Source organism: Streptomyces sp. NPDC086835, from assembly GCF_044745705.1.
GTDB lineage: Bacteria > Actinomycetota > Actinomycetes > Streptomycetales > Streptomycetaceae > Streptomyces.
In genome coordinates, this window is sequence record NZ_JBIVAU010000009.1 from 191,858 (window position 1) to 211,875 (window position 20,018).

A 20,018-nucleotide genomic window follows, 5' to 3' on the forward strand; every position below is an offset into this window, starting at 1 on the left:
TCTGCCGAGAGCAGAGATCCGTGCGGCGGGCCGTGCGCCTGCGTAGGTTCGCCGCATGGACTTCATCCAGGTGTCGCCCAGGCTGTACATGCTCCGCTTCCCGATCGGTCAGGCGTACGTGTGGCGCGACGGCGACGAGCTCACGCTGGTCGACGCGGGGCAGGCGGGTGGCGCACCGCTGATCGAGAAGGCGCTGCGCGGCGCCGGACTGGACCCCGCGCGCATCCGGCGGATCGTCCTGACGCACTGCCACCGCGACCATGTGGGCGCGGCAGGCGAGTTGGCGGAGCGGTACGGCGCCGAGGTGCTCGCGCACCGGCTGGACGCCCCGGTGGTTCGGGGCGAGCGGCCGGTGCCGGAACCGGTCCTGCTGGACTGGGAGGTTCCGTTGTACGAGCACGGGCTGACCGTGCCGCCGGCGCCGCCCACCCGGGTGGACCGCGAGTTGGAGGACGGCGACGTGCTGGACTTCGGTGACGGAGCGCGGGTGGTGCACTCCCCCGGGCACACCGACGGCTCGATCGGCCTCCATCTTCCGGCCCACGGGGTGCTGTTCACGGGTGACTGCGTCGCCGGTGTCGGCGAGGTGATGCTGGGGGTGTTCAACGTGGACCGGGCGGCGGCGCTGGCGTCGATGCGCCGCCTCGCGTCGCTCGCGCCGTCCACGGTCTGCTTCGGGCACGGGGAGCCGCTCACCGAGGACTCCGCCGCGGTGCTGCTGGCCGCGTCCGGGGCGGCCAGCGGCTGAGGGCCGCCGGCCGGCCGCGGTGATGGTGCGACAGGGCCTGCGAAGGGAATCACCGGCCCGGCCATGGGGTCCTCTCCGGCCGGCACCGTCAGGGGCCGTGAGGTGTCAGGAACCGCCGACCGGAACGCCCGCCTCCAGGTTGAGGACCGTTCCCCGCTCGCGGGCCCGCAGGGCCCAGCGCAGCCGCTCGTAGCGGTTGGGCGGCAGCATGGCCGCCGCTTCGTGTTCGGTGGCGAACTGCCAGCCGCGGAGTTCGGAGCCGGGAAGCAGTACGCGTCCGGCGTCGCCCTCGGGGAGCCGGCCGCCGTCGAACAGCAGTCGCAGTCCGCCGAAGCGGGGCGGCTCGGGCGGCTCCCAGTCGACGAGCAGCAGCCGGGGCACCTCGGCCAGTTCGATGCCGAGTTCCTCCGCGACCTCCCGCATGCCCGCCCGGGCGGGCGCCTCGCCGCGCTCCACGACGCCGCCGGGGAATTCCCAGCCGGGCTTGTAGGTCGGGTCGACGAGGAGCACCCGGTCGTGTGCGTCGAAGAGCAGCACGCCGGCGGCGAGGGTCTCGGCCACCGGTTCGGGCGTCTGGACGATGTCGCTGACCGGTGCCGCGCCCGTGCGTACGGCTTCGGCGACGGCCGCGGCTACCGCCCGAGGGCCGAGGCGGCTGTTGTCTATCACGTGCGCGTCGCCCGCCAGCCAACCGAGCGCGGCCTGATAGCGCTCGATGTTCCCGACGGCCCACCGGCGGACGCGTTCGCTCTCCTCGGCGTCGCCCGGGAACGCTTCGCGGGCGGCTATCCGCTCGCGCAAAATCGTTTCAGCAGGTGCCAGTAGCACATGCCTCACCGCTATCCGGCGAGAGGCGAGGCCGCCGAAGATCTCGTCACGGTAGTCCTGGCGCAGCAGGGTCATGGGCGCCACCAGCACACCACCCAGCTCCGCCAGCAGGGCGGCCGCCGTGTCCACCACGAGCCGCCGCCAGATGGGCAGGTCCTGGTAGTCGCCGACCTCGGCCAGCCGCTTGGCCGGCAACAGGTGGCGCATGCCCGCGCCGATCAGTTCGGGGTCGAACAGTGTGCTGTTCGGGATCAGGTCGATCAGTTCGCGTGCGGTACTGCTCTTGCCCGCTCCGAACGCACCGTTGATCCAGACGATCACGGGTCCCCCTCTTCCGTAGCCCACAGTGGATTGCCCGCAACACCCTGCCACGCAAACCCGGTACCGGAACCGGTCGGCCGGTCAGGCACTCCAACTGTGGCCGGGCCGTGACACCTGCCGGGGACCGTCGTTGGAGCGGGAGAGACGAGGGAGTGCGTCATGCGCCGCACAGTGTTGGAGAAGTTCCCGGCGGGTGATCCGCGGGGTAGTCGGCAGGCGGAGGAGTACGCCCGCCACCGCAGGGACGAAGGTCTGGCCGCGGAGGTCGTGATGGACCTGGACTCGGACGCGTTCCTGGTCGTGGTGCCGCAGCAGCAGAGCTCGGAGCGGGACTGGTGACGCCCCTTGGGCTCAGCCCTTGGTGGAACCCAGCGTGAGCCCGGCCATGAAGTGGGGCTGGAGCAGCAGGAAGACGACGAGCGTGGGGAGCGCCACGATCACGCATCCCGCCGCCAGCAGGTTGTAGTCCGTGAAGAACTGGCCGCGCAGGTTGTTCAACGCCGAGGTGATGGGCAGCTTGTCGCCGTCGGAGATGAAGACCAGCGCCCACAGGAAGTCGTTGTACATCCAGGTGAACTGAAGCGTGCCCAACGCCGCGAGCGCGGGCCGACACAGCGGCAGCGTGACCCGCCAGTACTGGGTCCACACGCCCGCGCCGTCCACGATCGCCCCCTCGAGGATCTCCTGCGGCAAGGTGCGCATGAAATTGGCGAGAACGAAGACGCAGAAGCCGGTCCGCACCAGCACCACGGGGTTTGAACAGGAAATTCCCCAACAGACTCCAACAAGCCCTACCGCAACGCCCGCCCCGGTTGCTGTCACATCGGCCCGCTCCACGGGGTCTACTTCCATGACACCGCGAGGAAGGAACGAGACCCGGTGGACGAGCACGCATGGTCGAAGGAGCACTTCGAGGAGCACCGGTCCCGTCTGCACGCAGTGGCCTACCGGATGCTCGGCTCCGCGAGCGAGGCCGAGGACGCCGTGCAGGAGGCCTGGCTGCGCGTCGACCGCGCGGAGACCGGCGACATCGAGAACCCCGGCGGATGGCTGACCACGATCGTGGCACGGGTGTGTCTGAACATGCTCCGCAGCCGCGAAAGACGCCGTGAGGAACCGCTCGAGCCCTCGACCGTCGACAAGGCCGACGGACCCGACCCCGAACAGGAGGCGCTGCTGGCCGACTCGGTCGGGCCGGCGCTGCTGGTGGTGCTCGACATGCTGTCGCCGGCCGAACGGCTGGCGTTCGTGCTCCACGACATGTTCGCCGTGCCCTTCGACGAGATCGCCCCCATGATCGAGCGCTCCCCCACCGCGACCAGGCAACTGGCGAGCCGCGCCCGCCGCCGGGTCAGGGGTACGGCCCCGGCGCAGGAGGCCGACCTGAACCAGCAGCGTCGGGTCGTCGAAGCCTTCCTCGCCGCCGCCCGCGGCGGGGACTTCGCCGCGCTCGTGTCGGTGCTCCATCCGGACGTCGTCTTCCGCGCGGACCGGGCCGTCGGCCCGACCCCGGAGCCGCTCGTGTTCCACGGCGCGGAGGCCGTGGCCAGGGGCGCGTCGGCCGCGTCGGAGCGGGTCCGCTTCAGCGAACCGGCCCTGGTGAACGGCTCGGTCGGCCTCGTGATGGCACCGCGCGGTCGGCTCTTCCTGGTCCTCGAGTTCACGATCGAGGACGACAAAATCACCGAGATCGACGTGATCGCGGAACCGGACCGCCTCCGCGAGGTACACCTGGCCCTGCTCGACAGCCCTGCGTGACACCGCGGTTCGACGCGTGAGGCCGGACCGCCCGCGCGTAGGGCGACCACCGGCCGGAGAGGAAAACAGGACGTGAGGGGGGCGGGGTCGGAGGAGGTGGGGTGTCCGGAAGTAAAGCGTCGCAACTCGCGCGAAGCGCGGTGAGGACAGCCACTCCGGCCCCCCGGAGGCCCCGACACCCGCACCACCGCCGACGCGGCCCGCAGCCACGCCCCGCAGGGGCGCACGCACCCCCACCGGGCCCCGCCCGAAACGCGCGTCAGCCCCGCCCCACCGGCACCGCCGCCTCCCCCCGCCCCAGCATCGCCGCGGCCGCCGCGCCCACCAGCCCGGCGTCCGTGCCGGTCACCGCGGGCGCGACGGTCAGCCGCTGGACGAAGGAGAGCGTGGCGTAGTCGCGCAGCGCACGCCGCAGCGGGCCGAACAGTACGTCGCCCGCCCCGGCCACTCCCCCTCCGACCACGGCGATCTCGATCTCGACGAGCGTGGCGGTGGCGGCGATCCCCGCGGCGAGCGCCTGGGCGGCGCGCTCGTACGAGGCGGTGGCGACGGGGTCGCCGGCGCGCGCCGCCTCCGCGACGGCCGCGGCGGACGTGTCCCCGCCCGGCCCGGGCCGCCAGCCGTTCTCGAGCGCCCGGCGGGCGATGTTGGGTCCGCTGGCGATGCGTTCGACGCAGCCGCGCCCGCCGCAGGGGCACAGGTCGCCGTCGAGGTCGACGCTGATGTGGCCGATGTGCCCGGCGTTGCCCGTCGGTCCGGCGTGCGGCTTGCCGCCGAGCACCAGGCCGCCGCCGACGCCGGTGGAGACGACCATGCACAGCGCGTTGTCGTAACCGCGCGCGGCGCCCTGCCAGTGTTCGGCGGCGGTCATGGCGACGCCGTCGCCGACGAGCGTGATCGGCAGGTGGCGGCCGATGGCGTGCGACACCCGGTCGACGAGCGGGAATCCGCGCCATCCGGGCACGTTGACCGGGCTGACCGTACCGGCGGAGGCGTCGACCGGACCGGCGCTGCCGATGCCGAGCGCGGTGGCCCCGACCCACAGCGGTGAGGCCGTCAGCTCGGCGAGGACGTTCTCGACCACGTGCATCACCGTCTCGCCGTCGTCGTGGGCGGGTGTGGGGCGCTGGGCGCGGTGGAGAATCGCGCCGTTGCCGTCCACCAGCGCGCCGGCGATCTTGGTGCCGCCGATGTCGAGAGCGGCGACGAGGCTGTTATGCATCGGTACGGGATCCCCCGGGAGCTGTCGGACCTGCGGTTTCCATAACAGTCTCCATTCCCCTGACAACGTTGTCCAGGGCCTATGCTCGACGCCACACGCTACAAATACGAAGAACGTGACCGCCCAGACCCAGAAGGACAGCGCACTGTGGCCGATTCGACCCGTCCCCCGACGCCTCCGGGCGGCCCTCGCGGCCCCGAGCCCCGCTACGGGAACCGGCCCACGATGAAGGACGTGGCGGCACGGGCCGGCGTGGGGCTGAAGACGGTGTCCCGCGTGGTCAACGGCGAGCCGGGTGTCACTCCGGACACCGAGCGCCGGGTGCAGGAAGCGATCGAGTCCCTCGGGTTCCGCCGCAACGACAGCGCGCGTGTGCTGCGCAAGGGCCGCACCGCCTCCATCGGCCTCGTTCTCGAGGATCTCGCCGACCCGTTCTACGGTCCGCTGAGCCGCGCGGTCGAGGAGGTCGCACGGGCCCACGGCGCACTGCTCATCAACGGCTCCAGCGCAGAGGACCCGGAGCGGGAGCAGGAGTTGGCGCTGGCGCTGTGCGCCCGCCGGGTGGACGGCCTGATCGTGATTCCGGCGGGCGACGACCACCGCTATCTGGAGCCGGAGATGAAGGCGGGCGTGGCCACCGTGTTCGTCGACCGTCCGCCGGGCCGGATCGACGCGGACGTGGTGCTCTCCGACAGCTTCGGCGGCGCGCGGGCCGGTGTGGCGCATCTGATCGCGCACGGCCACCGCCGTATCGCCTTCATCGGCGACCAGCCGCGCATCCACACCGCTGTGGAGCGGTTGCGCGGCTACCGGGCCGCCATGGAGGACGCGGGTCTGATGATCGACGACTCGTGGGTCGCCCTCGGCTCGACGGCCCCCGAGCGGGTGCAGGAGGCCGTGAAGTCGGTGCTGGCGGGCCCCGAACCGGTCACCGCGATCTTCGCCGGCAACAACCGGGTGACGGTGACCGCCGTACGGGTCCTCGCGGGGCACGACCAGCGTGTCGCCCTCGTCGGGTTCGACGACATCGAGCTCGCGGACCTGCTCGGCATCACCGTCATAGCCCAGGACGCCGCGGCGCTGGGGCGCACCGCGGCGGAGCGGCTGTTCCGCCGGCTCGACGGGGTGAACGACGAGCCGGCCCAGGTGGCGCTGGAGACGGTGCTCGTGCCGCGCGGCTCCGGGGAGATCCCGCCGCCGTCCTGACCGGGGCCGGCCCTCCCGGGACGGCGGGGGCTCAGCACACGGGGAGGCCCGGTACCGGCTCGTCGTTGGCGCCGCCCTGGACGTAGACGTCGCTGACCCAGACGTTGCGGTTGCCGCTGTCGTCGTCCGTCTTGGCCCACCAGACGTTGGTCCACTCGCCGGAGGTCTCGCGGCGGCCGAGGTTCGACTGGCAGTAGAAGTAGTTGGTGCCCGCGTTGAGGACACCGACCTGGGCACCGCCGTCGTTGTAGGAGTGCGCGGTCTTCCACACCTGGCAGTTGTACTTGCCGGCGCCGATCGCGTGGCACGCCGGCGCGGGCTCGGCAGTGCCGCCGCCGGTCGTGCCGCCTGCGCCGGCCGCTCCGCCGCTGGTCGAACTCCCCCCTGTGGAACCGCCCGTGGAACCGCCGGAGGCGCCGCCGTCGGAGCCGCCGTCCGGGCCGCTCCCGCTTCCGCCGGTCGATCCTCCGGAGTCCGATCCGGCCGCTGTGCCGCCCTGCGCGGGCGCCTTCGAGGACGGCGACGGTGACTTCTTCCCGTCCGTGCCCTTGTCGTCGGGCCCGGTGCCGGTGGTCGGGGACTGCTCGCCCGCCGGGCTGGTGCCCGGCGTGTCACCGGAAGGGCTCGCATCGGCGGAGGGGCCGCCGGCCTCGCCGCCCGCGAGTGCGCCGCCGGTGCTGCTGCCGTCGTTGCCTACGAGCGCGTACGTCACGCCGCCGCCGGCGAGCAGGACCGCGGCGACCGCCGCGGCGATCATCACCTTGCTGCGACCGTGCCGGCCCGGCCGGCCGTCGGAGCGACCGAAAGGTTCCGACGGCCCGGCGGTGCCCGCCCCGGGGGAGCCGGCTGTCTGCGGCGGGTACGACGCCGCGGCGCCCGGCATCGCACCGCCTGCGGAACCGGCTGCCTGCGGCGCGTACGACGCCCCACCGGGCACGGCACCGCCCGCGGCAGGTCCCAAGTCCGCGGGACCGAAGCCCTGCGGCTGGTACGGCGCCGCGTTGAGCACGGTCGGCACCCTGGGCGGCGCCTGTTCCCGCGGTCCGTCCGCCCAGGGACCGAGCGGCGCCGTGTGTCCGGCGGGATCCTGACCGGCGGCTACGGCCGACAGCATCCGCGCCGCCGCGTCGGCGTCGGGCCGCTGCGCCGGGTCCTTGTGCATCAGCTGCCGCAGTACCGGCGCGAGCGGACCGGCGCGGCGGGGCTCCGGCAGCGGCTCGGCGACGATCGCGGTGAGCGTCGACCAGGTGGAGGTGCGGCGGAACGGCGACGAACCTTCGACCGCCGCGTACAGGGTGGCGCCGAGCGCCCACACGTCGGAGGCCGGACCCGGGTCGTTGCCCTGGGCGCGCTCGGGTGCCAGGTAGTCGAGGGAGCCGACGATCTCACCGCTGCGGGTGAGATGGGACGTGGAGCCGTCGCCGGGATCGTCCATGGCCGCGATGCCGAAGTCGGTGAGCACGACACGGCCGGAGCGGTCCAGCAGGACGTTGCCCGGTTTGACGTCCCGGTGCAGCACGCCGGCGCGGTGCGCGGCGCCGAGGGCCTCGAGCACGCTCGCGCCGATGCCGGCGGCCTCCCGCGGGTCCATCACGCCGCGGGTGTTCAGCACGTCGTCGAGCGAGGGGCCGTCGACGAGTTCCATCACGATGACCGGTCGGCCCTCGTGCTCCGCGACGTCGTGGACGGCGACGACCCCGGGATGCCGGACGCGGGCGGCGGCCCGGGCCTCGCGCTGCATCCGCACGGTCAGGTCGGCGAGTTCGGGCGCCGACGAGTCGGTGTAGGTGCGCAGTTCCTTGACGGCGACCTCGCGCCCGAGCACCTCGTCGACCGCCCGCCAGACGACGCCCATGCCGCCGCGGCCCAGTTGTTCGACCAGCCGGTAACGCCCGGCCAGCCGCTCGTTCTCCCCCGTTGACACCGCTGCCCCGCTCCTCGTATCCGAAAGTGACGGATCACAGACTAGAGGGGGCAGCGCACTGCCGACGCCGGGTGTTACCCGGCTGTGGCGGTCAGGTCGCCGCGCCGCGGCCGGGCGAAGCTGTCGAGTCCGGCGCGGTCGAGGCCGGTCAGGCCGCTGACCTCCGCCTCGTCGAGGGCGCCGCAGTCGATGCCGCGCAGCAGGTAGGAGCTGAGCGCCTTGGCGGTGGCGGGCTCGTCCATCACGTCGCCGCCCATACGGCCGGCGTAGGCGGCGAGGCGTGCCGCTGCCTGCTCGAAGCCCTCGCGGTAGAACGCGAACACGGCGGCGTACCGGGTGGGAAGGTGGCCGGGGTGCATGTCCCAGCCCTGGTAGTAGGCGCGGGCGAGGGCGCGGCGGGTGAGGCCGTAGTGGAGCCGCCAGGCGTCGTGGACCTTGTCGGCGGGTCCGACGGGCAGCACGTTGGTGGACCCGTCGCACACGCGTACTCCGGTGCCGGCGGCGGCCACCTGCATGACGGCCTTGGCGTGGTCGGCGGCGGGGTGGTCGCTGGACTGGTAGGCCGCGCTGACGCCGAGGCAGGCGCTGTAGTCGAAGGTGCCGTAGTGCAGTCCGGTGGCCCGGCCCTCGGCCGCGTCGATCATCCGGGCGACGGTGGCGGTGCCGTCGGCTGCGAGGATCGACTGGCTGGTCTCGATCTGGATCTCGAAGCCGATGCGGCCGGGCTCCAGACCGCGGGCCTTCTCGAACTCCTCGACGAGTCGCACCATGGCGGTGACCTGCTCGGTGTAGGTGACCTTGGGGAGGGTCAGGACGAGCCCGTCGGGCAGCCCTCCGCGCTCCATCAGGCCGGTGAGGAAGATGTCGAGGGTGCGGATGCCGCGGTCGCGTACGGCAGCCTCCATGCACTTCATCCGGATGCCCATGTACGGGGCGGCGGTGCCCTGTTCGTAGGCCTCGGAGATCAGCCGCGCGGCGCGTGCGGCGTCCGCGTCCTCATCGGCCCCGCCGGTCCCCGCGTAGCCGTCCTCGAAGTCGACGCGCAGGTCCTCGATCGGCTCGCGCTCCAGCTTGGCGCGAACGCGGGTGTACACGGGTTCCGCGAGCTCGTCCGCGAGGCCGAGGACGCGCGCGAAGGTGCGGGCGTCGGGCGCGTGCTCGTCGAGTGCGGCGAGTGCCTGGTCGCCCCACGAGCGGATCGTGCCGGCGTCGAAGTCGTTGCCGGGGACGTAGACGGTGTGGACGGGCTGGCGGGTGCCCGGATCCCCGGGGTAGCGGCGGGCGAGTTCCGCGTCCACCGTGGCCAGGGAGGCGCTGATGCCCTCGCTGACCGCGCCCGCGAGGCTCGTCGCCACCTTCTCCTGCTGACCCATTCCCACACCCTCCGCACACTTCGGGATCCGTGGTTTCCGCATCACGGATTCAACATTCTGTTGAATGAAGTTAATGGGCGGCCGTGATCTGCGTCAATGGTCCCCCGGAACGGACCGGGGCCGCGCGGTGGAGAACACCGCGCGGCCCCGGGCCGAAAGAGAACCTGCAGATCAGCCCTTGCGGGTCTTGACCTCTTCGGTCAGCTGCGGGACGACCTCGAAGAGGTCGCCGACCACGCCGTAGTCGACCAGGTCGAAGATCGGGGCCTCGGCGTCCTTGTTGATGGCCACGATGGTCTTCGAGGTCTGCATGCCGGCGCGGTGCTGGATCGCGCCGGAGATGCCGGAGGCGATGTACAGCTGCGGCGACACGGACTTGCCGGTCTGGCCGACCTGGTTGGTGTGCGGGTACCAGCCGGCGTCGACGGCGGCGCGCGAGGCGCCCACGGCGGCACCGAGGGAGTCGGCGAGCGCCTCGATGATCGCGAAGTTCTCGGCGCCGTTGACGCCACGGCCGCCGGAGACGACGATCGCGGCCTCGGTCAACTCCGGGCGGCCGGTCGACTCACGCGGGGTGCGCGAGACGACCTTGGTGCCCGTTGCCTGGTCGGAGAAGGAGACGGACAGCGCCTCGACGGCGCCGGCGGCCGGGGCGGCCTCCACGGCGGCCGAGTTCGGCTTGACCGTGATGACCGGGGTGCCCTTGGTGATGCGGGACTTGGTGGTGAAGGACGCGGCGAACGCGGACTGCGTCGCGACCGGGCCCTCGTCGCCGGCCTCGAGGTCGACGGCGTCGGTGATGATGCCGGAGCCGATACGGACCGCGAGGCGGGCCGCGATCTCCTTGCCCTCGGCGGAGGACGGGACGAGCACGGCGGCCGGGGAGACGGCCTCGTACGCGGCCTGCAGCGCGTCCACCTTCGGGACGACCAGGTACTCGGCGAACTCGGGGGCGTCGGCCGTGAGGACCTTCACCGCGCCGTGCTCGGCGAGCGCGGCGGCGGTGTTCTCGGCACCGGAGCCGAGAGCGACGGCGACGGGCTCGCCGATACGGCGGGCCAGCGTCAGCAGCTCCAGGGTGGGCTTGCGGACGGCGCCGTCCACGTGGTCGACGTAGACGAGAACTTCAGCCATGGGACTTCTTCTCTCCTGCTTGCGAAGTATGAAGGGGGCGGTAGAGGGCCGAAGCCTCTAGATGAACTTCTGGCTCGCGAGGAACTCCGCGAGCTGCTTGCCGCCCTCGCCCTCGTCCTTGACGATCGTGCCGGCGGTGCGGGCCGGGCGCTCCGCGGCCGAGTCGACCTTGGTCCAGGCGCCCTCGAGGCCGACCTCTTCCGCGTCGATCTCGAGGTCCTCGAGGTCCAGGGACTCCACGGGCTTCTTCTTGGCGGCCATGATGCCCTTGAAGGACGGGTAGCGGGCCTCGCCCGACTGGTCCGTCACGGACACGACGGCCGGCAGGGACGCCTCGAGCTGCTCGCTGGCGGTGTCGCCGTCGCGGCGGCCCTTCACGGTGCCGTCCTCGACGGAGACCTCGGAGAGCAGGGTGACCTGCGGGACACCCAGACGCTCGGCGAGGATCGCCGGCAGCACGCCCATGGTGCCGTCGGTGGAGGCCATGCCGGCGATGACCAGGTCGTAACCGGTCTTCTCGATCGCCTTCGCGAGCACCAGCGAGGTGCCCATGACGTCGGAGCCGTGCAGGTCGTCGTCCTCGACGTGGACGGCCTTGTCGGCGCCCATGGACAGCGCCTTGCGCAGCGCGTCCTTCGCGTCCTCGGGGCCGACGGTCAGCACGGTGACCTCGGCATCGTCCGCCTCGTCCGCGATCTGCAGCGCCTGCTCGACCGCGTACTCATCCAGCTCCGACAGCAGGCCGTCGACGTCGTCGCGGTCGACGGTCAGGTCATCGGCGAAGTGCCGGTCGCCGGTGGCGTCGGGCACGTACTTCACACAGACAACGATCCTCAGGCTCACGCCGGCTCTCCTACTGCATCGTCTCTACTGGACTGCCTTGTGAACGCAGCATAGGCGTCCGATGGGGCGGATCCCGGTCGGGGCGGGCCGCGCTCCGAACGAAATATTACTCGTCAGTACACCCAGTGTGTTCCCGCTAAGCAAGCGCTTTGCACTGTGACCTTGACAACGGAGTGTCCGCCGCCTCCGCACAGTTCACTCCCGCAGAGCGGTGAAGCGTCCCTGGTGGTAAAGCAGTGGCCGGCCGCCGCCCGCCGGATCCCCGACGACCGCCTCGGCGATCACGATGCGATGGTCGCCCGCGGGCACCCTGGCCACGACCCGGCACACCATCCAGGCAAGCACACCGTCCAGCACGGGGACCCCTTCCGGCCCGGCGCGCCAGCTCGTCGGCGGCGCGAAGCGGTCGGCGCCGCTGCGGGCGAAGGTGGCGGCCAGCTCGCGCTGGTGCTCGCCGAGTATGTGCACGCCGACATGTCCGGCCTCCGCGACGACCGGCCAACTGGAGGAGCCGGTGCCCACACCGAACGAGATCAGCGGCGGCTCGGCTGCGACGGAGGTGAGCGAGGTCGCGGTGAATCCGACCGGACGCGGACCCGCCGCGGTGATCACCGCGACACCGGCGGCGTGCTGCCGGAAGACCGAGCGCAGGAGTTCGGGAGAGGCGAGCTGAGCGGCGCCGAGATCAGGCGAGGCCGTCATCGAGAGTTCCTTCTTGGGGAGCGGACTATGCGACTGCGGCTGCACGGGCAGCCTGACAGCGAGCGCTCGCGTCACGGGAGAGATCGGCATGAACCCGCCCGTCGAGAAGGAGTTCTGGAAGCACGGAAGCCAGCCTGTCGATACATGGCGTACACAGTCAAGTGCGCCCCGGAAGGTGCGACCAGGGTCACGGGCGTCATATCGCCCGCCCCAGCGCGGCGATGACATCGGCCTTGCGGGGCGTGCCGGACGCCCTGGTGACGATCCGTCCGGCGGCGTCGAGGACCAGCACGGTCGGCGTGCTCTTGATGCCGAGTTCGCGTACAAGGGCCAGGTGGTCCTCGGCGTCGATCTCGATGTGGACGACTCCGTCGACCATCGCGGCGATGTCGGCGAGGATGCGCCGGGTGGCCCGGCAGGGCTGGCAGAAGGCGGTGGAGAACTGGACGAGGGTGGCACGCTCGCCCGGGGGCCGGCCCAGCTCCGGCGCGCCGAGGCGTCGTTCCGCGTCCTGTCCGCGCACCTTCTCCGCCTTCCGCCCTGCTCCGTGCGTTCACTTCCCCGAAGTGCAGCGTTCCCCGCCCGGCAGGGATTCCCGCAGGCCGCGTCGCCGGCCGGGTTCCCGTCCGTGAAGTGACGAGAATCTCGCGCCCGCGGGCGTCCAGGACTGGTCAGCACGGCGCACATGGGGCACGATCGGCCCAAAGCCAAAAACCTACGGCTGCGTAACTTCCAACCGGGCGAACCCTCCCCGGGCTTGACGAAAGGGTCCTCCCCCCATGGCAGAGCTCGTCTATCGGCCGGTCATCGGCGCCGCTCTCACGATGTTCAAGGCGCTCGACCTGAAGATCGACACTCAGGGGTCGGAGAACATTCCGCGCACCGGCGGAGCGGTGCTGGTCAGCAATCACATCAGCTATCTGGACTTCATCTTCACCGGCCTCGGCGCCCTGCCGCAGAAGCGCCTGGTGCGCTTCATGGCGAAGGAGTCGGTCTTCCGCCACAAGATCTCCGGCCCGCTGATGCGGGGGATGAAGCACATCCCCGTGGACCGCAAGCAGGGCGAGGCGGCGTACGCGCACGCGCTGGACTCGCTGCGCTCCGGCGAGATCGTGGGCGTCTTCCCCGAGGCGACGATCTCCCAGTCGTTCACGCTCAAGTCGTTCAAGTCGGGTGCGGCGCGCCTCGCGCAGGAGGCGGGCGTCCCGCTGATCCCGATGGCGTTGTGGGGCACGCAGCGGCTGTGGACCAAGGGCCGGCCGCGCAACTTCAAGCGCTCCCACATCCCCGTGACCATCCGCGTCGGCGAGCCCCTCGAGGCGCCCACCGACCAGTACGCCGGCGCGATCACCCGGCGGCTGCGCGAGCGCGTCCAGGAACTGCTCGAGGCGGCGCAGCGCGCCTACCCCGTGCGCCCCAGGGACGCGGCCGACACCTGGTGGGTCCCCGCCCACCTCGGCGGCACGGCCCCCACGCCCGCCGAGGTCCGCGAGGCGCACTGAGCCCGCATGCCCGGACAGGAGGCACTAGCGCGGGTCATGAACGGTGACCCGCGCCCCCGGGCTCAGCTTCTCCAGTGATTCGGCGAGTTCGGCTGCCGCGGCCGCCGCCTCGCCGCCCGCCGCGGGGCCCATCCCCTCGAGCAGGAACAGGGCGTTCGCCGAGTCCTCCGTCAGCCGGGTGCGCGCCCCTTGCCGCCAGTTCCAGCGCCGGCAGGTGACGCCTTCGTCGTCGCACCAGACGACCTCGCCGGGCTCCGGGTGTTCGACGGTCTCAGCGCCGCCCGCCACGGTGACGAACGGTTCCTGTCCCGTGGCCCTGACGAGCCTCATGCCGCCCTTGATCCGGTCGGTGTCCTCGCCGCCGACGGGGATCAGGTGCGCCACGCTGATGGCGTTGTAGACGTCGACCAGGACGTTGATCCGGGGCAGCCCGCCGTCCGCGAACGCCCTCCTGGCCAGCGCCTCCGCCGAGTTGCGGGTACGGGACGGCTTGGCGCCGAACGCCGTGTAGGCCTCGCGCCAGGCGACCATTGCGGGATCCTCGTGGGGCGCGCGCCCGTCGAGGCGGCTCGCGAGCCGGCGGGCGGCCTCGTCGAGGAGAGCCGAACTCCCCTCGTTACTGGGGCCGTTGGTGAGCCCGTGCGCCTCGACGGCGACATGGGTGAAGCCGGGCGCGAGAGCGCGCACGTCGTCGGACACGGTGAGCCGGAGAGTCATCGCCTGCTTGCCTCGAACTTCTCAGAGGGAGGTCGGGAGCGTCTGCCACAGACGCGCCCGGTCGGGAGCCTTCTGGAGGGCTTCCAGGACCACGGGGTGCGGTGCAGCGTAGAGTACCGGATAGTTCACGTCACTGGACTCCGGCCTGGGCGTGAACGGCAGCCGCTCCCCCGCCAGCGAGAACGGCACGGATCCACCGTGCCGGCCACCTCTGGGGTCCTGACGGTGCCAGGCGCCATGGAAGCGAACCGCCACCAGGCCGTGCACCACCCCCTCCAGCCGCTGGTAGCACAGGGCCGCCGGGATGTCCTCGGCGCGCAGCAGCGCGGCCAGGGCGTGGGACTTGGCGTAGCAGATGCCGGTGCGCTGCCGCAGCACGTCGGAGGCGCGCCAGGTGACCCGCGGGTCGCCCGTGTCATGCGAGTGCGGTACCGCGTCACGGACGTACTCGTAAGCAGCCTGGGCGTATACGTATGAATCAGCCGCTTGGCGCGCCAGGTCGGCGGCGACCTCTCGAACGATCGGATGGTCGTGGTCGATGACGCCGTCGGCAGCCAAATAGGCCGAAAGTTCCGGGTCTTGTTGGATGAACTCCATGACCGGGGAGCATAGAAAGACGGCCGACCGACAGTCAATGACTTATCGGTCGGCCGTATATTTATGCGGCGAGCCTTGTTCAAGAGCGGCGCGCCATCTCTTCCTTCAGCGCCTGGAGGAAGGAGTCCACGTCGTCCTCCGTGGTGTCGAACGAGCACATCCAGCGCACGTCGCCGGCCGCCTCGTCCCAGAAGTAGAACCTGAAGCGCTTCTGCAGCCGCTCGCTGACGTCGTGCGGCAGCCGTGCGAAGACGGCGTTCGCCTGCACGGGGTAGAGGATCTCCACCCCGTCCACCGCCCGCACACCGTCCGCGAGCCGCTGGGCCATGGCGTTGGAGTGCCGGGCGTTGCGCAGCCACAGGTCCTTGGCGAGCAGCGCCTCCAGTTGCACGGACACGAAGCGCATCTTCGAGGCGAGCTGCATGGAGAGCTTGCGCAGGTGCTTCATGTGGCTGACCGCGTCCGGATTCAGGACGACGACCGCCTCACCGAAGAGCATGCCGTTCTTGGTGCCGCCGAAGGTCAGGACATCGACCCCGACGGCGTTGGTGAAGGCCCGCATGGGCACGTTCAGCGACGCCGCGGCGTTGGCTATCCGGGCCCCGTCGAGATGGACCTTCATGCCGTGGCCGTGGGCGTGGGCGACGATCGCGCGGATCTCGTCCACGGTGTAGACGGTGCCCAGCTCGGTGTTCTGAGTGATCGACACCACCTGCGGCATGGCCCGGTGCTCGTCGTCCCACCCCCACGCCTGCCGGTCGATGAGTTCGGGCGTGAGCTTGCCGTCCGGCGTGGGCACGGTCAGCAGCTTCAGCCCGCCCATGCGCTCCGGCGCGCCGCCCTCGTCGACGTTGATGTGTGCCGACTCGGCGCAGATCACGGCGCCCCAGCGGTCGGTGAGCGCCTGGAGCGCGGTCACGTTGGCGCCGGTGCCGTTGAAGACCGGGAAGGCCTCGGCCGTCGGGCCGAAGTGGCTGTGGACGACGCGCTGGAGATGGTCGGTGTACTCGTCCTCGCCGTAGGCGACCTGGTGGCCGCCGTTGGCGAGGGCGAGAGCGGCGAGGATCTCCGGGTGGGCACCCGCGTAGTTGTCGCTGGCGAACCCGCGCACGGACGGGTCGTGGTGGCGCCGTGCGTCGGTCTTTACGGTTCGGGGGTCAGCCACAGACGCTGTCCATTCACTTCCTGAGCGGGGCGGCCCCAGAGTCCGGCGATGGCGTCGGCCAGCTCCGTCACGTCGGTGAAGCCCGCGAACTTCGCATTGGGACGCTCGGCGCGCATGGCGTCGTGCACCAGTGCCTTGACGACCAGGATGGCAGCAGCGGCATTCGGGCCCTGCTCGCCCCCCGCCTTGCGGAACGAGTCGGCGAGGGCCAGGGTCCACGCCTCCGCGGCGGCCTTGGACGCCGCGTACGCCGCGTTGCCCGCCGTGGGCCTGCTCGCTCCCGCAGCGCTGATCAGCAGGTAGCGGCCCTTGTCGCTGCGCAGCAGACCGTCGTGGAAGGCGAGCGACGTGTTCTGGACGGTACGGATCAGCAGCTTCTCCAGCAGCTCCCAGTCGGCGGGGTTGGTCTCGGTGAACGAGGCACTGCCGCGCCAGCCGCCCACGAGGTGGACCAGTCCGTCGATCCGGCCGAACTCCTTCTCGGTCTTGTCGGCCCACTCGCGGGCGGCGCCCAGGTCGAGCAGGTCGACGGTGTCGCCGGTGACGGTGGCTCCGCCGTGGGCGTACCTGGCCGCGTCCACGGCCTCGGCGAGCCGCTGGGCGTCGGCGTCGGAGGCGACGACGACGGCGCCCGCCTCGGCGAGCCGGAGCAGGGTGGCCCGGCCGGCGGGACCGGCCGCGCCGGCCACCGCGATCACCGCACCTTCCAGGGCGCCACTGCCGTTGGTGTCCATGCTGGTCGCCTCCTCGGTTCGAGAGCTCACGCGGCAGCCCCCGGAGCGGAAGCGGCGGTGATCCCCTTGGTGGAGGCGATCACGTTCTTCAGCTTCTTGGAGAGCGCCTCATAGAACATGCTCAGCGGAAACTCGTCCGGAAGCACGTCATCCACGAGCTTACGAGGCGGCAGCGTCAGGTCGAGAGCGTCGGGGCCCTTGGCCCAGCGCGACCCGGGGTGCGGGGCGAGGTAGGTGGAGACCAAGTCGTACGCGGCGAACCAGTGGACCAGCTTCGGCCGGTCGATTCCCTCGCGGTAGAGCTTCTCGATCTCGCCGCAGAGCTGGTTGGTGACCTGCGGGGCACGCTCCCAGTCGATCTTCAGGGTGTTGTCGGTCCAGCGGACGACGTCGTGCTTGTGCAGGTAGGCGAAGAGCAGCTGGCCGCCGAGGCCGTCGTAGTTGCGCACCCGGTCGCCGGTCACGGGGAAGCGGAACATGCGGTCGAAGAGCACCGCGTACTGCACGTCACGGCCGTGCGGGTTGCCCTCGGCCTCCAGCTTCACGGCCTCCTTGAAGGCGGTGAGGTCGCAGCGCAGCTCCTCCAGGCCGTACATCCAGAACGGCTGGCGCTGCTTGATCATGAACGGGTCGAAGGGCAGGTCGCCGTGGCTGTGGGTGCGGTCGTGGACCATGTCCCAGAGCACGAAGGCCTGCTCGCACCGCTTCTGGTCGGCGACCATCTCCCGGATGTCGTCGGGCAGCTCGAGACCGAGCACCCGCACGGCCTCCTCCGTGACGGCGCGGAAGCGGGCGGCCTCGCGGTCGCAGAAGATGCCGCCCCAGGTGAAGCGCTCGGGCGCCTCGCGCACGGCGATGGTCTCGGGGAAGAGCACCGCGGAGTTCGTGTCGTAACCGGCGGTGAAGTCCTCGAACGTGATGCCGCAGAAGAGCGGATTGTCGTAGCGGGTGCGCTCGAGCTCGGCGAGCCACTCGGGCCACACCATCTTCAGCACGACCGCCTCGAGGTTGCGATCGGGGTTGCCGTTCTGCGTGTACATCGGGAAGACGACCAGGTGCCGCAGTCCGTCCTCGCGGGAGGCGGCCGGCTGGAAGGCGAGCAGCGAGTCCAGGAAGTCCGGCACCGCGAAGCCCGCGTCGGCCCACTTGCGCAGATCGGCGACGAGGGCACGGTGGTATGCCGCGTCGTGCGGCAGCAGCGGGGAAAGGTCCTCCACCGCGCCGATCACACGCTCCACGGCGGCCTCCGCGTCCGTGCGGGAGGGCGCTTCGTCAGCGTCGAAGTCGATCGAGCCGTCCTTGGACTGCCAGGGGCGGATCTCTTCGACGGCATTCTTGAGCAACGTCCAGCTCGGATGGCCGACCACCGGGTCGGCGTGGGATATGCCCCCTGCAGCCACGTCCTGCACAAGAATTTCCGTCATGTCACTTCCTCCACAGGAGAACCTCGCGTCAAGACACCGTATCCATGTGCGGTTCTCCCCCACAAGTGCGGGTGAGGGAAATTATCCTGTGCGACCCCCATGATCGCCGCAGTTTTTGCGGTGGCGGGCGCTCGTGGCGACCGCATCGGTGCCCGACCGGGGCCGGGAGGGCCCGTCCGCGTCAAGCTCCTGGAGGACTCGCCCACGCCCGGGTGAAGGGGACCTGGGCCCTGCGGTCCGCACGCCGCTGACGCCGTCGGTGTGCGGCTTCCGGACACCCCGCGCGCGAGCGGTTCCGTCTCCGGGAGGGGCCGTTAGGCTGCCTCGATACCGCCGGGCGCCGGGCTGCGTCCCGCGGGAGCCGCCGTCGACGGAAGCGAGAGAATCTTGACTTTCCTCACCATCGGTCATCGCGGGGTCATGGGCGTCGAGCCGGAGAACACCCTGCGTTCCTTCGTCCGCGCCGAGCAGGCCGGCATGGACGCCATCGAACTCGATCTGCATCTGAGCAAGGACGGCGCGCTCGCCGTCATGCACGACGCCGACGTGGACCGCACGACCGACGGGAGCGGCTCCATCGCCGCGATGACGCTCGCCGAGCTGCGTCAGCTCGACGCGGGCGGCGGCCAGCGGGTGCCGGTGTTCGAGGAGGTTCTCGACGCCGTGCGGTGCCCGCTCCAGGCGGAGATCAAGGACGTCGCCGCGGCGCGTGCGCTGGCCGAGGTGATGCGCAAGCGCGATCTGGTGCCCCGGGTCGAGGTCTCCTCGTTCCACGACGACGCGATCGCCGAGATCTCCGCGCTGGTGCCCGGGGTGCGCACGGTGCTGATCGCCAGCCGCTGGGGCGCCGACGTCACGGACCGGGCGAAGGCCGTCGGCGCCCACGCCCTGGCGCTGAACATCCGCAGGCTGACGCTGGAGACCGTCGAGACGGCGCACGCCGAGGGGCTGCGGGTGATCGGCTGGGTGGTCAACACACAGGAGCATCTGCGGCTGGTGCGCGCCCTCGAGCTCGACGGCGCGACCACGGACTTCCCCGAGATCCGGCGCACCGGCCGGTTCACGGCCTGACCACCGCCCGCTCCCGCGCTCGCCGGCACCGCCACGGAACCGGCGGGCGCGCCCGGGCCCGGTCGCTCAGACGAGGGCCTTCACCAGCAGCTCGAAGGCGAGGTCGTCACGCCGCGGAATCCCGAACCGCTCGTCGCCGTACGGGAAGGGGGTCATCCGGCCCGTACGGCGGTAGCCGCGGCGCTCGTACCAGGCGATCAGGTCCTCCCGTACCGAGATCACCGTCATGTGCATCTCCGCCACGCCCCAGGTCTCGCGCACGCTGCGCTCCGCCTCCGCGATGATCCTGCGGCCCAGACCGGCGCCCTGAAGGTCGGGGCGGACCGCGAACATGCCGAAGTAGGCGGCCTCGCCACGGTGCTCGAGCTGGCAGCAGGCGACCGGCTCCCCGTCCCGTTCGACGATCATCAGACGGCTGCCGGGGGCGGTGATGACCTCGCGCACCCCCTGCGGATCGGTGCGCTGCCCGCCGAGGATGTCGGCCTCCGAGGTCCAGCCCGCGCGGCTCGCTTCCCCGCGGTACGCCGATTCGATCAGCGCGACGAGAGCCGGCACGTCGCCCTCGGCCGCGTCGCGGTAGGTGAGCTCGGCCGAGTCCCTGGGCGGGGCGGTGTCCATGGAGTGGCTCCGTTCCAACGGGGTGCGATCCGCACGAGGGTAACCCGGGCCGCGCACACGCCCCGAGCCGGTCCGCCGTGAGCTCTCGTGCGCTCGCCGCGCTCCTCTCGCACCTCCGTGTACTCCCCCAG

Annotated in this window: 20 protein-coding genes and 1 pseudogene; 6 read left to right on the forward strand and 15 right to left on the reverse strand. The window is 71.5% G+C overall.

Annotated elements, in window-relative coordinates; translation table 11 throughout:
• Positions 1 to 55 precede the first annotated feature (55 nt).
• Complete coding sequence (locus tag ACIPJI_RS26915) at positions 56 to 748, forward strand: MBL fold metallo-hydrolase (RefSeq protein ID WP_356620411.1); 693 nt, start codon at positions 56 to 58, stop codon at positions 746 to 748.
• Between the two features lie 105 nt (positions 749 to 853).
• Here ACIPJI_RS26915 and ACIPJI_RS26920 read toward each other — a convergent pair whose 3' ends face one another.
• Positions 854 to 1,897: an NUDIX domain-containing protein gene (locus tag ACIPJI_RS26920; protein WP_402249363.1), complete on the reverse strand. Its 1,044-nt coding sequence runs from the start codon at positions 1,895 to 1,897 to the stop codon at positions 854 to 856.
• 159 nt (positions 1,898 to 2,056) lie between these two features.
• On the opposite strand from ACIPJI_RS26920, the gene ACIPJI_RS26925 reads away from it, so the two are divergent.
• Positions 2,057 to 2,236 carry a hypothetical protein gene (locus tag ACIPJI_RS26925; protein WP_159694298.1) on the forward strand — a complete coding sequence of 60 codons (180 nt, stop codon included), beginning with the start codon at positions 2,057 to 2,059 and terminating at the stop codon, positions 2,234 to 2,236.
• A 12-nt stretch (positions 2,237 to 2,248) separates the two neighbouring features.
• Here ACIPJI_RS26925 and ACIPJI_RS26930 read toward each other — a convergent pair.
• A pseudogene (locus ACIPJI_RS26930) lies at positions 2,249 to 2,635 on the reverse strand (carbohydrate ABC transporter permease); the annotation flags it as partial.
• 141 nt (positions 2,636 to 2,776) lie between these two features.
• On the opposite strand from ACIPJI_RS26930, the gene ACIPJI_RS26935 reads away from it, so the two are divergent.
• Positions 2,777 to 3,655, forward strand: coding sequence for a sigma-70 family RNA polymerase sigma factor (locus tag ACIPJI_RS26935; protein WP_402249365.1), 879 nt, complete (start codon positions 2,777 to 2,779; stop codon positions 3,653 to 3,655).
• A 259-nt stretch (positions 3,656 to 3,914) separates the two neighbouring features.
• Here ACIPJI_RS26935 and ACIPJI_RS26940 read toward each other — a convergent pair whose 3' ends face one another.
• Positions 3,915 to 4,877, reverse strand: coding sequence for an ROK family protein (locus tag ACIPJI_RS26940; RefSeq protein WP_402249367.1), 963 nt, complete (start codon positions 4,875 to 4,877; stop codon positions 3,915 to 3,917).
• 225 nt (positions 4,878 to 5,102) lie between these two features.
• Here ACIPJI_RS26940 and ACIPJI_RS26945 point away from each other — a divergent pair, with 225 nt between their 5' ends.
• Positions 5,103 to 6,083 (forward strand): LacI family DNA-binding transcriptional regulator, encoded by a 981-nt coding sequence (locus ACIPJI_RS26945; RefSeq protein ID WP_402249555.1) that lies wholly within the window; start codon positions 5,103 to 5,105, stop codon positions 6,081 to 6,083.
• A 31-nt stretch (positions 6,084 to 6,114) separates the two neighbouring features.
• Here ACIPJI_RS26945 and ACIPJI_RS26950 read toward each other — a convergent pair whose 3' ends face one another.
• The 6 genes from ACIPJI_RS26950 to ACIPJI_RS26975 all read right to left on the reverse strand — a co-directional run bounded on the left by ACIPJI_RS26950 (position 6,115) and on the right by ACIPJI_RS26975 (position 12,582).
• A complete protein-coding gene (locus tag ACIPJI_RS26950; RefSeq protein ID WP_402249369.1) occupies positions 6,115 to 8,007 on the reverse strand; it encodes a serine/threonine-protein kinase in 1,893 nt (630 codons plus the stop codon).
• Between the two features lie 74 nt (positions 8,008 to 8,081).
• A complete protein-coding gene (locus ACIPJI_RS26955) occupies positions 8,082 to 9,380 on the reverse strand; it encodes a DUF6986 family protein (RefSeq protein WP_402249371.1) in 1,299 nt (432 codons plus the stop codon).
• A gap of 171 nt (positions 9,381 to 9,551) precedes the next feature.
• The gene (locus ACIPJI_RS26960; protein WP_356620404.1) at positions 9,552 to 10,514 is read right to left on the reverse strand and encodes an electron transfer flavoprotein subunit alpha/FixB family protein; all 963 of its coding nucleotides are present in this window, start codon (positions 10,512 to 10,514) and stop codon (positions 9,552 to 9,554) included.
• A 57-nt stretch (positions 10,515 to 10,571) separates the two neighbouring features.
• Positions 10,572 to 11,357, reverse strand: coding sequence for an electron transfer flavoprotein subunit beta/FixA family protein (locus ACIPJI_RS26965; protein ID WP_159694290.1), 786 nt, complete (start codon positions 11,355 to 11,357; stop codon positions 10,572 to 10,574).
• A gap of 195 nt (positions 11,358 to 11,552) precedes the next feature.
• Positions 11,553 to 12,059, reverse strand: a complete 507-nt coding sequence (locus ACIPJI_RS26970) for a flavin reductase family protein (protein ID WP_307705083.1) — start codon at positions 12,057 to 12,059, stop codon at positions 11,553 to 11,555.
• A 196-nt stretch (positions 12,060 to 12,255) separates the two neighbouring features.
• Positions 12,256 to 12,582, reverse strand: coding sequence for a TlpA family protein disulfide reductase (locus ACIPJI_RS26975; RefSeq protein ID WP_402249374.1), 327 nt, complete (start codon positions 12,580 to 12,582; stop codon positions 12,256 to 12,258).
• Positions 12,583 to 12,838: 256 nt separating this feature from the next.
• Between ACIPJI_RS26975 and ACIPJI_RS26980 the strand changes: the two genes are divergently transcribed.
• Entirely contained in the window at positions 12,839 to 13,561 is a 723-nt protein-coding gene (locus ACIPJI_RS26980) for a lysophospholipid acyltransferase family protein (RefSeq protein ID WP_356620402.1), read from the forward strand.
• 24 nt (positions 13,562 to 13,585) lie between these two features.
• Here ACIPJI_RS26980 and ACIPJI_RS26985 read toward each other — a convergent pair whose 3' ends face one another.
• The 5 genes from ACIPJI_RS26985 to ACIPJI_RS27005 form a co-directional block, all read right to left on the reverse strand.
• Complete coding sequence (locus ACIPJI_RS26985) at positions 13,586 to 14,278, reverse strand: B3/4 domain-containing protein (protein WP_402249376.1); 693 nt, start codon at positions 14,276 to 14,278, stop codon at positions 13,586 to 13,588.
• A 21-nt stretch (positions 14,279 to 14,299) separates the two neighbouring features.
• Complete coding sequence (locus tag ACIPJI_RS26990; RefSeq protein WP_402249377.1) at positions 14,300 to 14,875, reverse strand: transglutaminase family protein; 576 nt, start codon at positions 14,873 to 14,875, stop codon at positions 14,300 to 14,302.
• A 79-nt stretch (positions 14,876 to 14,954) separates the two neighbouring features.
• Positions 14,955 to 16,040 carry a low specificity L-threonine aldolase gene (locus tag ACIPJI_RS26995; RefSeq protein WP_356620399.1) on the reverse strand — a complete coding sequence of 362 codons (1,086 nt, stop codon included), beginning with the start codon at positions 16,038 to 16,040 and terminating at the stop codon, positions 14,955 to 14,957.
• Positions 16,019 to 16,774 (reverse strand): SDR family NAD(P)-dependent oxidoreductase, encoded by a 756-nt coding sequence (locus ACIPJI_RS27000; protein WP_356620506.1) that lies wholly within the window; start codon positions 16,772 to 16,774, stop codon positions 16,019 to 16,021. Before ACIPJI_RS27000 ends, ACIPJI_RS26995 begins: the two co-directional genes overlap by 22 nt.
• A gap of 26 nt (positions 16,775 to 16,800) precedes the next feature.
• Positions 16,801 to 18,198, reverse strand: a complete 1,398-nt coding sequence (locus ACIPJI_RS27005; RefSeq protein ID WP_356620398.1) for a DUF6421 family protein — start codon at positions 18,196 to 18,198, stop codon at positions 16,801 to 16,803.
• A 420-nt stretch (positions 18,199 to 18,618) separates the two neighbouring features.
• Here ACIPJI_RS27005 and ACIPJI_RS27010 point away from each other — a divergent pair, with 420 nt between their 5' ends.
• Positions 18,619 to 19,269 (forward strand): glycerophosphodiester phosphodiesterase family protein, encoded by a 651-nt coding sequence (locus ACIPJI_RS27010; RefSeq protein WP_307710268.1) that lies wholly within the window; start codon positions 18,619 to 18,621, stop codon positions 19,267 to 19,269.
• 66 nt (positions 19,270 to 19,335) lie between these two features.
• On the opposite strand, the gene ACIPJI_RS27015 is transcribed toward ACIPJI_RS27010, so the two are convergent.
• Complete coding sequence (locus ACIPJI_RS27015; RefSeq protein WP_402249380.1) at positions 19,336 to 19,887, reverse strand: GNAT family N-acetyltransferase; 552 nt, start codon at positions 19,885 to 19,887, stop codon at positions 19,336 to 19,338.
• Positions 19,888 to 20,018 lie beyond the last annotated feature (131 nt).